This window comes from Burkholderia sp. 22088, from assembly GCF_052045915.1.
In the GTDB taxonomy this organism is placed as follows: domain Bacteria; phylum Pseudomonadota; class Gammaproteobacteria; order Burkholderiales; family Burkholderiaceae; genus Burkholderia; species Burkholderia cepacia.
Map to the genome: position 1 here is coordinate 1 of NZ_JBQEPY010000029.1, position 13,830 is coordinate 13,830.

Here is a 13,830-nt window from a genome sequence, read left to right on the forward strand (position 1 = left end):
CCTTTTTCGTTTTTTGCGGTACAGTCGCAGCACTTGCCGCCCGTTCGGAGCCTGTGCCCGGCGCGCGGCCCCGTGCCGCCAGGTGCCGGCGCGGCGCATCAGCTCGACAGCCGCCGGTTGCGCCTGAAGCAGACCACCTTCGGCTGCGTCATTTCCGTCATCGCAAACCGAACGCCTTCGCGGCCCAGCGACCCATGCTTGAATCCGCCGAACGGCATGCCGTCGAAGCGGTAATCGGACGAATCGTTGATCATCACGCCGCCCGCCTGCAGTCGCTCGGCCGCGCCGAGCGCCACCTCCAGCCGGCTGGTGAACACGCCTGCATGCAGGCAGCTCTCCGACGCGTTGGCCGCATCGAGCGCCTGCTGCAGGTCGGTGAATTTCTCGATCGTCACGACCGGCGCGAACACTTCGTCGGTCCATACGCGCGCGTCGTGCGGCACATCCGCGAGCACCGTCGGTTCATACAGCGCCCCGCGTCGGCGATGACCGCTCAGCACCGTCGCACCGCACGAGACCGCTTCGTCGACCCAGCGTTCGACGCGGATCGCCTGTTCCTCGCCGATCATCGGCCCCATGTCGGTCGCATCGTCCAGTGGGTCGCCGACGACCATCCTGCCGGTCAGCTCGACGAAATACCGGACGAACGGCTCGTAGGCGGCCTCGGCGACGAAGATCCGCTGTGTGCCGATGCAGTTCTGTCCCGCCGCCCAGAACGCGCCCGACACGCAGGATTCGGCGGCATCCTTCAGGTCGCAGTCGGCCATGACGATCACCGGCGCATTTCCGCCCAGGTCCATCGCGATCTTCTTGAGTCCTGCATCGCGCGTGATGGCTTCGCCGGTCTGCGGGCCGCCGGTAAAGGTCACCATCCGGATCCGCCGGTCGCGCACCAGGGCCGACGCGATATCCGCGCCGCCGTGCACGATCTGCAGCGTGTCGCGCGGCGCCCCGGCTTCCCACAGAACCTCGACGAGGGCTTGCGCCGACAGCGGCGCGAGCAACGAGGGCTTCAGGATGACCGCATTGCCGGTCGCGAGCGCCGGCCCGAGCTTGTGTGCAACGAGGTTCAGCGGGTCGTTGAAGGGCGTGATCGCGAGAATCACGCCCAGCGGCTCCAGCGTGTAGTAGCCGCTGCGATCCTCGGAGCCGGGATACCCGTCGAACGGGATCGTCTCGCCGGTCAGTCGCTTCGCTTCCTCGCCCGACAGGCGCAGCGTGTTCACGCAGCGCGCGACTTCCTTGCGGGCCTGCCGCAGCGGCTTGCCCGCTTCGAGCGCGATCGTGCGTGCGAATGTCTCCGCTTGTGCCTCCACGCTCGCGGCCGCGCGAAACAGGATGTCGGCCCGCCGGCTGCGTGGCATGGTTGCGGCCGCGCGCGCGCCGTCGAGCGCGCGCTCGACGAGGACCGGCGCCGCATCCGCAGGCGACAGGCGAACCTGGCCGACGATCGAGCCGTCATAGGGCGACCGAACATCGGCCACGCCGGCTCCCGTGCAGTCGGTCATCACCGCATCGCGCGCGCTCATGCCGCCACCTCGTGCGAGGTTGCGCCGATTCTGTCCGCGAGTTCGATCAGGTCGGAGAGAATCGCGAACGCCGTTTCCTCACGGCCGGCACCCGGCCCGCTGATCGTCACGCCGCCGAGCACGTCGGTGTCGAACGTGATTGCATTCGTCACGCCGCTCGCGGCAAGCAGCGGATGGCCGGCCGGGAGCTTGCGCGGTTCGACGCTCGCGGTCACGGTGCCGTCCGGATGACGGACGGCAGAACCGATCAACCGCCACGACATGCGCTCCGCCGCCGCCGCGCGCACGTCGTGCTCGGTCAATTCCACGATGCCGCGGCACGTCACGTCGCCACGCTTGAGGCCGGCATTCCACAGCGCGTTCGCCAGAATGACGACTTTCAGCTGTACGTCCGAACCGTTGACGTCGGCCGCCGGATTCGCCTCCGCATAGCCGCGCTGCTGCGCATCCCGGATCGCCGCATCGAAGCTCGCGCCGGCCTCGACCTCACCGAGGACGTAATTCGACGTGCCGTTCAGGATGCCGGCAAAGCCGTTGATGTCGCAGCCGCGCAGCGAGGTCGCGAGCTGCCGCAGCACCGGCGTGCCGCTCATCACCGTGCCTTCGTACATCACACAGGCACCCGATTGCGCGGCGATCCGCGCCAGTGCCGGCTGCGCGAGCGCGATCGGCCCCTTGTTGGTCGTGATCACGTGCTTGCCGCATTCGAGCGCGGTACGGCAATGCGACAGCGCAGGCTCGCCGGTGTTCGGATCAGTGAAGGTCGCCTCGACGACGACATCCACGTGGTCCGATGCGATGGCCTTCAGCACCGCACCGAGGCCGACGTCCGGCGACACCAGCGTGCCCGGATCGCGGCGCAGCGCTTCCGCATCGACGCCCCGCCGCGCGGTTTCGTCGAGGACGTCCAGCGCGATACCGCGAGGATTCGTCGCGATCCCGAGCCGCAGGTCGGCGACCATCGTCACCGATACGTCGAGTCCCGCCGCCCCCAGCATTGCACGCTTCTTTTTGAGCAGTTCGACCAGTCCCTGATTGACTCCGCCGAAACCGACCAGTGCCAGTTTGAGTTCCATCTCGATCATCTCCTGTTCATTGACCACGTGATACAGGTTAGTCGTGCGAATCGATTTTCAAATTAGTCGTTTCGCCCGAATCAGGTAGTCATCCGTTGCGGTTTGTCATGCGGAACGGGCGGATCGCCCGTTGCCGCGCGAAGCAATTGCGTCAGGTGGCCGGCGGTTCGTCATCCTTGTCGACCGGCACGAACAGCCCGACCTTGACCGCGCTCAGCACGACATTCGTGTTGATCCGGCGGATCATCGGGTTGCTCTGCATGATCCGCGCGGACAGCCGGTCGTACGCCTCGACGTCGCGTGCGGTGATGATCGCGATCAGGTCGACGGAGCCGGTCACGTAGTAGATCTGCTGGATTTCGTCGTGCGCCTTCGACCACTCGCGGAACCTGGCGACCGTCTCGTAGTTTTCGCGTTCGATCTCGATTGCCGCAATGAACGTCATCGGCCTGCCGACCGCCGCGCGATCGACCACCGCGATTTCCGCTGAAATGATCTTTTCGGTGCGCATGCGTTTCAGCCGCTTCTGCACGGCCGAGGTGGACAGACCGATCCGTTCGGCAATGGCGTCCGCCGTCGCGGTGCAATCGCGCTGGACGATATTCAGGATCTTGCGGTCGAAGGAGTCGAGTGCGTCGGTCATGGCGTGGCCTGCCGGAGAACGGGTACTTGCGTCAGAGATAAAAAGGACGGGCCGATCTGAGCCCGACCAGATGCCGGACACGGTCGAACGCGGTAACGAGCGTTTCGCGCCACTGCGCGACTGGCCCGCGGATGCATACGGGTTCGAAATGGATCGTGTCCACACCTGCAGGAATACGGAACGGGCGCTCGATGCCATCGTCCGATTCGGTCACGAGTGCGGTGCCGTCGACTTCTGTCAGGCTCATCAGCAGATGGGCGGGCGCAGTGGCGCCAAGCAGGTTGCGCAGAGGCGACTCGTCCGCGGACAACTGCTCGAGCAGCGGCAGCTCGTACGCGCCGGGCCACCAGGTATCGTGCTCGTCAAGCCACGGGCCGACGCCCGGCATGCCGACCATCTCGAGGATCCGGTTCGCACCGAGATGCGCATAGGCTCGACACCGGCCCGCCCCGTCGGTCGAAGCGCGTGCCAGCCAGCCGCCGGCGCTCGGGACAGGATCCGTCAACGCGACGTTCGCAGGCTTCAGTCGGCCGAGCATTTCAGCCGCGCTTGCAGCGGATCGGTGCCCTTCGCAGGATCTCTGTGCGTGATCCGTGACGATACGACACACCCACTTGGGACCATCCTGCAAGGCGGCGGGAACGTCGCCGGACCGGACTTGGGCGGTTCGCCTGCGGGCGTGTTCGACGATGACGATTGGCGTGTCCGGCATACAACTCTCTCGTGCTTGCGGGGCCGCGTCGCAGCAATGCTGGCGCGCGTCATGGATTGGCCGACGATGTTGGGGCTGGAGAAATCATATCGCCTCGGTGCGACCAAAAAAATCTCAACCGCGTCGAACATCGACGCAAAACGTCGAAAAGCACGGCTTTCTTGACGTTTTACATCCCACCAAACACCGGCCAGCCTGGCATCCGTCGCGAACGCCAAACCCGCAGGTCAATCCGATGCACCGAACAATCGAATCACGACACCACGCAGCCATCGATTGCCCGCCTCATGGTGATATCGCGCATGCCAATGCTGCCGTACCGCAAACCCGTCGACCGGGATCGGGCATGCATGAACCGCCAGATCGCTCGCCTGAGCCAGTGTCTGGCCGATATGACGAGGTAGCGTCGTAATCAGGTCGGTCGTCTGGACGATCGCCCCCAGGCCCAGAAAACCCGGCAGCTCCAGCACGACGTCGCGCTCGATGCGCGCCTGCCGCAGCGCCTGCTCGAGGAGTTGCGCGCCGGTTCCCGCCGTAATGGCGACATGTCCTTCGGAACGATACTGCTTCGCCCCGAGGCGACCGCGAATTCTCGGGTGATGCCGGTTGGCCAGGCATACCCAGTCCTGGTCGTACAGCTTCTGCTGATAAATGCCGCCGCCTAGCCACGGCACATAGCCGATCGCGAGGTCGGCTTCGCCGGATTCGAGCGCGCGCTCCGTATTGCCGTCGATCCGTGCGGCTTCCAGCCGGACGCCGGGCGCCTGCGCCCGGACATGGGCGAGCAGCCGCGGAAGCAGCGTGATGTGGCTCGCGTCGGTCATGCAGATGCGAAACCGTCGCTGGGCCGTCGCCGGATCGAACGCGATCTCCCACGCGGTGAAGCGCCGCAGGGATTCGAGAATTTCCCGGCATGGCCCGATCAGCGCGTCGGCTTGCGGTGTCGGCGCCATGCCGCCGGGCGTCCGGATGAAAAGCGGATCGTGCAGGTGTTCCCGCAAGTGCCCGAGCCAGATGCTGACCGTCGGCTGGCTCTGGCCCAGTTGCTCGGCTACGCGCGTGACGCTGCGCACGTCGTACAGGAGATCGAAAAGCTGAAGCAGCTTCAGGTCGGGCAGGTCGGCGGGCATCGCGGCGTTATTGTCCATGGCAATGACGCCATTGTATCCATTGCATTGGCGGCATGAGCGGCGACGCCTATCGTGATGCCATACGTCAGCTTTGCATGGGACCAGAGTAAGGCGCCAAAGCGCCAACTCTGGTCGACAAAGGAGAATCCATTGAAAATAGCAATTCTGGGCGCCGGCGCACTGGGCTGCGCGATCGGCGCCACCCTCACCCAAGGCGGCCATGAGACCTGGCTGATCGACCGCTCGCCCGCACACGTCGATGCGATGACCCGCGACGGCCTGCGCGTCGACGACGCCGGCGGCACCCGCCACGTGCGCGTCCACGCGACGACCCGGGCTGCCGATGTCGGCGTGGCTGACCTGGTGGTGGTGCTGGTCAAGTCGTTCCACACCGATGCGGCCATCCGCGGCGCCCAATCGCTGGTGGGGCCGGATACCGCCGTGCTGTCGCTGCAGAATGGCCTCGGACACGAGGACATCCTGATCGACGTCGTCGGCCGCGAGCGCGTCCTCGCGGGCAAGACCTACGTCGGCGGCGTGCTGCGCGGCGCGGGTCATATCGAATCCGGCGTGATCGGCAAATACACCTACATCGGCGAACTCGACGGCCGCATCACACCGCGTGTCGAGGCGATCGCCGCGGCGTTCAATGCCGCCGGCCTCGCCACGACGATCAGCGACAACATCGTCGGCACGATGTGGGACAAGCTGCTGGTGAACGTCGCGACGGGCGCGCTGACGGGCCTGACCGGCCTCACCTACGGGCAGCTTTACGACGAGCCGCTGCTGAAGGCGACGTCGCTCGCGGCCGTGGCCGAGGCGATCGCGGCGGCGCAGGCTGCGGGCGTGAAGCTGTCGATGATCGATCCCGAACAGGCATGGACGCTGGCCGCCGAGGGGCTGCCCGCGACCTTCAAGACGTCGATGCTGCAAAGCCTGGAGAAGGGCTCGATCACCGAGATCGACTTCATCAACGGCTCGGTCGTGCGCTGGGGCCAGCGCTACGGCGTGCCGACCCCGGTGAATGCAACGCTCGTCGCCTGCATCAAGGGGCTGGAACGCGCGATGGCCGACCGCCAACGGCAGGAGGCGGCCGCATGAATGCCAAGAAAGCCTATCTCGAACACGTTGCGATCTGGGTGAAGGACATCCGCTGGCACATCCGTTTCTTCGAGGATGTGCTCGGCATGACCCTGCGCGAAGTGGACGGCACGCTCGACGCGCCGCGGCAGTACTGGACGCTCGGCGGCCTGCAGTTCATCCACGCGCCGGAATACGAAGGCCCGGAGGGCCGGCTCGCCCATCTCGGCGTGATGTGCGAAGACCTGGAGGCCGCGCTGGCCGCGGCCCAACGATTCGGCGTGACGGAAATGCCGCAGGGGCGCAACTGGCTTCGCCTGCCCGACGGGCTCGCCGTCGAACTGATCCAGGCCCGGCCGGCTTCCTGCGTCGCACAGGCGCTGGCAATCAACCCGCGCGCGGAGGCGTGACCATGACGATCGTCGAAAAATACTGGGACGACGCCCGCGAGGGTGACACGTGCACGAGCCCGAACTACATCGTGACCAAGGAGCGCATTCTCGCGTACGCCGACCTCACCGGCGACCATACGCCCGTCCACGTGGACGAGGAATACGCGAACGCGAGCCATTTCGGGTGCCTCGTCGCGCACGGGCTGTTCGGCCTGTCCATTGCCGACGGCCTGAAGACGCAGAGCGACTATCGCTTTCTGCCGGGCATGTCGCTCGGCTGGACCTGGGATTTCCTGCTGCCGATCAAGGTCGGCGACGTGCTGCACGTGAAGTTCCGCGTCGGCTCGATGCGGGCCAGCAAGAGCCGCCCGGACTGGGGCATCGTCGTGCTGCCGTCGGAGCTGATCAATCAGGACGGTCAGGTCGTTCAACGCGGCGAGCATCGCCTGATGGTGCCGCGCCGCCCGGAGGCACTGTAATGCAGGCTCGCCCACTCGAAGGCATTCGCGTCGTCGACTACAGCCACTTTCTTGCCGGGCCGTATGTCGGGCGCTGTCTCGCGGCGCTCGGCGCCGAGGTCATCAAGGTCGAACGGCCCGGGTCGGGTGACGCCGGACGGCAGCACGCGACCGTGCTCGACGACCAGCAAAGCGGCTACTTCCTGCAGCTCAACATGGGCAAGCGCGGCGTGAGCGTCAACATGAAGGACGCGCGCGGCAAGGCGTTCATGCAGCGACTGTGCGACTCGGCCGACGTGTTCATCGAGAACTATCGGCCGGGCGCGCTGGACAAGCTCGGGCTCGGTTATGCCGAATTGTCGGCGCGCAATCCGGGCCTCGTCTACTGCTCGATTTCGGCGTACGGGCATACCGGCCCCGACGCGCATCGCGCGGGCTTCGGGCTGATCGCGGAAGCCAAGAGCGGGATCATGCAGATGGTCGGCACGCCGGGCGAGCGGCCGCCGCTGCTGCGCATCTCGCTCGGCGACATGTACACCGGCATCCATGCGGTCGCGGCCATCAATGCCGCGCTGCTGGGGCGCGTGAAGAGCGGCCGCGGGCAACATGTCGACATGGCGCTGTACGACACGCTGGTATCGATGCACGAATATGCGGTGCAGTGCTACACGCTGCAGGGCGTGCTGCCCGAGCAGACCGGGCACGACATGCCGACCTCGACGCTCTACGGCGTGTTTCGCGCCGCGGACGGCGATCTCGTGATCGCCGCGCAAGTCGACGACGCGTGGAAGCGCTTCGCCGAGCTGATCGCGACGCATGGCGGCCCGGCGGGCTTCGGCGCCGACACGCGGTTTCACGACAGCACCGGGCGCAACGCGCACCGCGCGGAGATTCTGTCGGTGGTCGAGCCGTGGGTGGCCGCGCGCTCCGTCGCGTCGGTGCTGGACCTGCTGGACGGCATCGACGTTCCGTGCGCGAAGGTGCAGCGCATCGACGAGGTATTGAACGATCCGCAGATCCAGGCCAGAGGCATGGTCGTCGAGCAACAGCATCCGCGCTACGGGACGCTGCGCCTGCCCAACCTGCCGTTCCGGTTTTCCGATTGCGACACGACGATTCGCGACGTCGCGCCCGATCTCGGGCAGCACAACGCGGAGATCGCGCGTTCCCTCGGGTTCGATTCGGCCGAAATCGACGCGATGCAGGCCGACGGCGTCCTCTACTCAAAAGCGAGCCAATGATGACCGACCAATACGCGGTGATCGGCAATCCGATCGGACACACGAAATCCCCGTTGATTCACGGTCTCTTCGCGCAGGAGACGCGGCAGGACCTCAGCTACACGGCGATCGAGGGGCCGATCGAACCGGCAGGCGCCTTCGCTGACGCGGTTCGCGCGTTTTTCGACGGCGGCGGCAAAGGCATCAACGTCACCGCGCCGTTCAAGCTCGACGCGTTCGCGATGTCGGACGAACGCAGCGAGCGTGCGCAACTCGCGGGCGCGGCCAACGCGCTCAAGTTCGACGGCGGCCGCATCCTGGCGGACAACTTCGACGGCATCGGGCTGGTGCGCGATATCGAAACGAACCTCAATCTGCCGATGGCCGGCAAGCGTGTCCTGGTGCTCGGTGCCGGCGGCGCGGCACGCGGCGCGCTGCTGCCGTTCCTCGAAGCCGGCCCGGCGGAACTCGTCATCGCGAATCGCGACGTCGACAAGGCGCGCGCACTGGCCGCGCAGGTTGCCGGACGCGGCCCGCTCGTTGCCAGCGGTTACGCGGACCTCGCGCGCATGGGGCGTTTCGACCTGGTCGTCAATGCCACGTCGGCGAGCCTGACCGGCGACCTGCCGCCGGTTCCGCCGAGCGTGTTCAGTCCGGCCGGCACGGCCTACGAACTCGCATACGGCAAGCGTCTGACGCCGTTTCTCCGGCTCGCGAAAAACGCAGGCGTACACGGGATCGCGGATGGCGTCGGCATGCTGGTCGAGCAGGCGGCCGAAGCGTTCGCGTGGTGGCGCGGCGTACGCCCCCAAACCAGCGCGGTGATCGATCGCCTGGCCGTGCCCTTTGATTGAACACGCAACGGAGATTCGCATGAAGAAGATCCTGATGCTGCACGGCATCAATCACAACATGTTCGGCAAGCGCGATCCGGCGCAGTACGGGACGATCACGCTCGCGCAGATCGATGCGCGGCTGCAAGGGCTGGCGACGGAACTGGGTGTGCAGGTGGAATCGTTCCAGACGAACCACGAAGGCGCGATGTGCGAGCGCATTCATCGCGCTTTCGAGGAACGCCAGGACGCGGTGCTGATCAACGCGGGCGCATGGACGCATTACAGCTACGGCATTCGCGATGCCCTTGCGATCCTCACGTGCCCGATCGTCGAACTGCACATGTCCAACATTCATGCACGCGAGCCGTTCCGGCATCACTCCGTCCTGGCCGAGATCGTCAGCGGGCAGATTTGCGGTTTCGGTGTCCAAAGTTATCTGCTGGCGCTGAGGGCCGCGGTTTCGGCACTCGGCGACGAATAAGCCGATTCCCGCATCGGCTGCCGATGCGGGACCGACGCGCATGCGCAGCCGTCGCCAGGGCGCGGCGTTGCGCATCGCGCGTGCTCGCCGCGTGCCGTATCGACGGGCCGCGGTCAGGTCGCACGACGGAGTCGACACATCGGGCAGTGACGACTCCCCGCATCACCCGCCTTGCCCGGCATACATATCAATATCCGGAGACGACGATGACCACGACCTTGCGAGACGAGCCCAGGGGCAGGCACCAATCGAGAAAAGCCGCGATCAGCGGCTGGATCGGATCGGTGCTCGAATACTACGATTTCTTCATCTACGCCACGGCATCGGCACTGATCTTCCCGCAGATATTCTTTCCGCACGGGAGCCCCACGACGGCCATCATCGCGTCGCTGGCCACTTACGGCGTCGGCTACGTGTCCCGCCCGATCGGCGCGTTCGTGCTGGGCCACCTCGGCGACACGCGCGGACGAAAAACCGTCCTGCTGTTCTGCATGTTCCTGATGGGCATCTCGACCGTCGGCGTCGGCCTCCTGCCGACCTATCAGCAAGCCGGGCTGATAGCGCCCGCACTGCTGGTGACGCTTCGCCTGCTGCAGGGTTTCGCCGTGGCCGGCGAGATCACCGGCGCGAGCTCGATGATCCTGGAACACGCGCCGTTCGGCCGGCGCGGCTACTTCGTCAGCTTCACGCTGCAGGGCGTGCAGGCCGGGCAAGTGCTGGCCGCCGCCGTGTTCCTGCCGCTCGCCTACTACATGCCGTCCGCGCAATTCGATAGCTGGGGCTGGCGCATTCCGTTCCTGCTGAGTGCGCTGGTCATCGTGGCTGGCCTGATCATTCGCCGCGAGGTCGACGAGTCGCCGGCCTTCGACGAAGCGGTACGCAACCGGTCGCAAGCCGGCTCGCCGGTCGCCGACGCTTTCAGGCACCACTTTCCCGACATGCTGCGCGTCGCCTGCATGTCGATGATGAACGTGATTCCGGTCGTCGCCACGATCTTCGGCGCGGCCTATGCGGTCCAGCCTGCATATGGAATCGGATTCCAGAAGGATGTCTATCTCTGGATCACGGTGATGGGCAATATCGTTGCGATGATCGTGATTCCGTTCGTCGGCAACCTGTCCGACCGCGTCGGCCGCCGGCCGCCGATCATCGTCGGCTCGCTGGCCGCCGGGCTGCTCGCGTTCGCGTACCTGTATGCGATCAGCATCCGGAACGTGCCGCTCGCATTCGTGATGTCGATGCTGATGTGGGGCGTGGTGTACCAGGGCTACAACGCGGTATTTCCCGCCTTCTACCCGGAACTCTTCCCGACCCGCACGCGCGTCTCGGCGATGGCCATCGCGCAGAACCTCGGTACCGCGGCCACGGCGATGCTGCCCGCGCTGTTCACCGCGGTCGCGCCGCCCGGCGCCCATCACGTCTGGCTGATCGTCGGTGCGATCGCGTTCGGCATCACCGTGATCGCGTCGCTCGCGGCCTGGAGCGCACGCGAGACCAGTCGTGTCCATTTGAACGACCTGGGGCGAGCGAACGCGCAACCGGTCGGCAAGGCAGAATACGACCTGCTGCGCGCCGAGGCGCTGTCGCACGATCGCGTCGTGCGCGAACCCGTGCCCGGATCCGTCGGCAGCTAGCCGGCGTTCGGCGGGGCGTCGGGTTCGGCGCCCCTTCCGCCCGGCCATGTCAGCTCGCCGCGGCCGCCCTCGCCGGACGAGCAACCTTGCGTAACCGCAGCCCTTACTCGAAGCTCGATGCCCGATACCGTGTCGAAAACCGCCATGCCGGACTCCACGCGACCCGCTCGCCTGAACTTCGCGCTCATGTTGCCGCTTCTGCTGGCGGCCCAGCCGGTGGCGACCGACAGTTACCTGCCGGCGCTGCCCGAAATCGCCGCCACGCTGGGCTCCGCCAGTGTCAGCCTCACGGTTTTCGCGCTGATATTCGGTGTCGGGCAATTGCCGATGGGCAGCCTTTCCGACCGGTTCGGCCGCCGCCCCGTCCTGCTGACCGGCCTTGCGCTCTATGCGCTGTCCGCACTGGCCGCTGCGCTGGCCTCAACCGCGGCGATGCTGGTGGCCGCTCGCGCGATGCAGGGGCTGGCCATGGCCGCGATACTGGTATGCGCCCGTGCGACAGTGCGCGACCGGTATTCGGCTGGCGACGGCCCGTACGTGATGGCGCGCGGTTTCATGGGGATGGGGATGATGGCGTTCCTCGCCCCGATCCTCGGTGCGTATGTCGCACAGCAAGCCGGATGGCGATGGGTGCTCGCCGGGATGAGCGTGTATGCGCTCGGGTTGCTCGTCATGTGCTGGTACGGCTTCGAGGAGAGCTTCGCGCGAAGCGCGCCGAGCCGGAACTCGAACCGGGAGGTGCGCGAGATACTCGGCAATGCCCCGTTCAGGGTATGGACGCTGCTGGCCGCGTCGACGTACACCGGCATGTTCTGCTTTCTGCTGCTGTCTCCGGCCATCTACATCGGGCAGCTCGGCATCTCGCCCCAGCGTTATGGCTGGATACCGGCGGGCGGTACGCTCGTCTATGTCCTGAGCACGTTCGGCTGCCGCGTGCTGCTGCGCCGTCAGAGCATGTTGCGAACGGTGCGGCAAGGCGCAACGCTGAGCCTCTGCGGCGCGGTGATCCAGGCATTGGGGTGCGCGCTGCTTCCCGGCAGCATCTGGCCGCTGCTCGTCGGGCATGGCGTGTATTGCCTCGGCCACGGAATCCATCAGCCGTGCGGGCAGGCAGGGGCGGTCAGCGGCCTGCCTCACCTTGCAGGCCGCGCCGTATCCTGGTCCGGCTTCATCATGATGTTCTTCGCGTTCAGCGTAGGACAGACGGCAGCGGGATTCGCCGATCCGCGTTACCAGTCGGGCGCGTGGCCAATGGTTGTGCCGATGCTCGTCGTTGGCGTGACGCTGGTGACGATTGCGTATGCGTGGCTGCCAAAAGTCATCCACGCGACCTTGGTCGCCAGGTAATCTCCTCGATTTCCACGATCCGGCGATCTGTCGCAGCGCAAGGATCACACGCGTCAAAGAGACCGGGCTCTCACCGGCCCGTTACGTGCCGGCTGCGCGGGTCGGGCGTGCGAAGGCACGGCTGGAGCGGGCCGACTGGCCGCTCGAACGGATAGCCGAACGATCGGGATCCGCAAGCGTGGACGCGTTACAGCGTGCGTTTGCAAATGCGTCGGCGCATCGCCGCGGGACTATCGTGCCTGGTTCGGGCAACAACGGCGGGCAAACCCGAAGACATCGGTTTCAGGCAACGCAACGCGCATGGCGCCGGCAGAATCATGCACAATGCACCGCATCTGAGTGGCGGAGATTTGCCTGTGGGGATCAACTTCGATTTAACCGACTTGCAGGCATTTCGCGCCGTAGTGGAAACGGGGAGCTTCCGAAAGGCCGCCGACGCAGTCAACCTCTCCCAGCCGGCCTTGAGCCGTCGTATCGACAAGCTCGAGGAAGCGCTCGGCGTACGACTGTTCGAGCGCACCACGCGCAGCGTCTCGCTCACCACGGTCGGTCGCGTGTTCGCGCAGAGTGCCGAACAACTGCTCGACGATCTCGATGCCGCCCTGCTCGGCATTCGCGACGTTTCATCGAGCCGCCTCGGCCATGTGACGATCGCATGCGTGCCGTCGGTCGCCTACTACTTTCTTCCCGCCATCGTCGCGCGCTATCATCAGCGCTTTCCGCGCATCAGGGTGAAGCTGCTCGATGCAAGCGCCAACGAGGTGCTCGGGGCCGTCATCAGCGGCGAGGCGGATTTCGGCGTGAGCTTCATCGGCAGCCAGGAGGCTGAGATCGAGTTCAAGGTGCTGCTCCAGGAACGCTTCGTTGCCGCCTGTCGCCGCGACCACCCGCTCGCACGCAAGAAGCGCGTGACCTGGAACGAGCTTTACGAGCACGACTATGTGTCGGTCGACAAGACTTCCGGCAACCGTCTGCTGCTCGACCAGGCGCTGACCGCCGTCGCGCCGCGCGCGCCGAGCGTCTGCGAGACACGCCACGTGACGACCCTGCTCGGATTGATCGAAGCGGGGCTCGGCGTCGCCGCGGTCCCCTCGATGGCGATGCCTGGGCATGACCACCCGATTCTCACGAGCGTGCCGCTCGTCGAACCGGTCGTCAAACGACGCGTGGGAATCGTGAAGCGGCGCGGACGACCGCTCACACCGGCCGCCGAGGCATTTCATCGGATGGTCATCGAGGCGAAGCGTGGCGGAACCGCAAGCAGTGGCGCATCGGCGTAACGACGACAGAGA

The 13,830-nt window shown here is 66.2% G+C and carries 14 protein-coding genes and 1 pseudogene; 10 read left to right on the forward strand and 5 right to left on the reverse strand.

The genetic code is table 11. The annotated features are described in order from the left end of the window. Positions 1-98: 98 nt before the first annotated feature. The 5 genes from ACTJLD_RS38600 to ACTJLD_RS38620 all read right to left on the reverse strand — a co-directional run bounded on the left by ACTJLD_RS38600 (position 99) and on the right by ACTJLD_RS38620 (position 5,108). On the reverse strand, positions 99-1,529 hold the full coding sequence (locus ACTJLD_RS38600; RefSeq protein WP_440661413.1) for an aldehyde dehydrogenase family protein: 1,431 nt from the start codon (positions 1,527-1,529) through the stop codon (positions 99-101). Next, on the reverse strand, positions 1,526-2,605 hold the full coding sequence (locus ACTJLD_RS38605; protein ID WP_059699273.1) for a homoserine dehydrogenase: 1,080 nt from the start codon (positions 2,603-2,605) through the stop codon (positions 1,526-1,528). The genes ACTJLD_RS38600 and ACTJLD_RS38605 overlap by 4 nt, the downstream gene beginning before the upstream one ends. A gap of 151 nt (positions 2,606-2,756) precedes the next feature. Then, a complete protein-coding gene (locus ACTJLD_RS38610) occupies positions 2,757-3,248 on the reverse strand; it encodes an Lrp/AsnC family transcriptional regulator (RefSeq protein ID WP_027790145.1) in 492 nt (163 codons plus the stop codon). 31 nt (positions 3,249-3,279) lie between these two features. Further along, positions 3,280-3,960 (reverse strand): hypothetical protein, encoded by a 681-nt coding sequence (locus tag ACTJLD_RS38615; protein ID WP_059699160.1) that lies wholly within the window; start codon positions 3,958-3,960, stop codon positions 3,280-3,282. A gap of 227 nt (positions 3,961-4,187) precedes the next feature. After that, the gene (locus tag ACTJLD_RS38620; RefSeq protein ID WP_059699158.1) at positions 4,188-5,108 is read right to left on the reverse strand and encodes a LysR family transcriptional regulator; all 921 of its coding nucleotides are present in this window, start codon (positions 5,106-5,108) and stop codon (positions 4,188-4,190) included. 132 nt (positions 5,109-5,240) lie between these two features. On the opposite strand from ACTJLD_RS38620, the gene ACTJLD_RS38625 reads away from it, so the two are divergent. The 10 genes and pseudogenes from ACTJLD_RS38625 (at position 5,241) to ACTJLD_RS38670 (ending at position 13,818) form a co-directional block, all read left to right on the forward strand. Next, on the forward strand, positions 5,241-6,191 hold the full coding sequence (locus ACTJLD_RS38625; RefSeq protein ID WP_440661415.1) for a ketopantoate reductase family protein: 951 nt from the start codon (positions 5,241-5,243) through the stop codon (positions 6,189-6,191). Then, positions 6,188-6,580 carry a VOC family protein gene (locus ACTJLD_RS38630; protein WP_059553860.1) on the forward strand — a complete coding sequence of 131 codons (393 nt, stop codon included), beginning with the start codon at positions 6,188-6,190 and terminating at the stop codon, positions 6,578-6,580. The genes ACTJLD_RS38625 and ACTJLD_RS38630 overlap by 4 nt, the downstream gene beginning before the upstream one ends. Before the next feature lie 2 nt (positions 6,581-6,582). Continuing rightward, positions 6,583-7,041 carry a MaoC family dehydratase gene (locus tag ACTJLD_RS38635; RefSeq protein WP_021157528.1) on the forward strand — a complete coding sequence of 153 codons (459 nt, stop codon included), beginning with the start codon at positions 6,583-6,585 and terminating at the stop codon, positions 7,039-7,041. Further along, positions 7,041-8,261 (forward strand): CaiB/BaiF CoA transferase family protein, encoded by a 1,221-nt coding sequence (locus ACTJLD_RS38640; RefSeq protein WP_021157527.1) that lies wholly within the window; start codon positions 7,041-7,043, stop codon positions 8,259-8,261. Before ACTJLD_RS38635 ends, ACTJLD_RS38640 begins: the two co-directional genes overlap by 1 nt. Continuing rightward, positions 8,261-9,094: a shikimate dehydrogenase gene (aroE, locus tag ACTJLD_RS38645; RefSeq protein WP_059685017.1), complete on the forward strand. Its 834-nt coding sequence runs from the start codon at positions 8,261-8,263 to the stop codon at positions 9,092-9,094. The genes ACTJLD_RS38640 and aroE overlap by 1 nt, the downstream gene beginning before the upstream one ends. Positions 9,095-9,113: 19 nt before the next feature. Continuing rightward, positions 9,114-9,557, forward strand: coding sequence for a type II 3-dehydroquinate dehydratase (aroQ, locus tag ACTJLD_RS38650; protein ID WP_027790151.1), 444 nt, complete (start codon positions 9,114-9,116; stop codon positions 9,555-9,557). A 206-nt stretch (positions 9,558-9,763) separates the two neighbouring features. Next, positions 9,764-11,191: an MFS transporter gene (locus tag ACTJLD_RS38655; RefSeq protein WP_060193113.1), complete on the forward strand. Its 1,428-nt coding sequence runs from the start codon at positions 9,764-9,766 to the stop codon at positions 11,189-11,191. 144 nt (positions 11,192-11,335) lie between these two features. Then, entirely contained in the window at positions 11,336-12,538 is a 1,203-nt protein-coding gene (locus ACTJLD_RS38660; protein ID WP_440661453.1) for an MFS transporter, read from the forward strand. 52 nt (positions 12,539-12,590) lie between these two features. Beyond that, positions 12,591-12,877, forward strand: a pseudogene (locus ACTJLD_RS38665) (helix-turn-helix domain-containing protein); the annotation flags it as partial. A gap of 17 nt (positions 12,878-12,894) precedes the next feature. Continuing rightward, a complete protein-coding gene (locus ACTJLD_RS38670; protein WP_060083134.1) occupies positions 12,895-13,818 on the forward strand; it encodes a LysR family transcriptional regulator in 924 nt (307 codons plus the stop codon). Positions 13,819-13,830 lie beyond the last annotated feature (12 nt).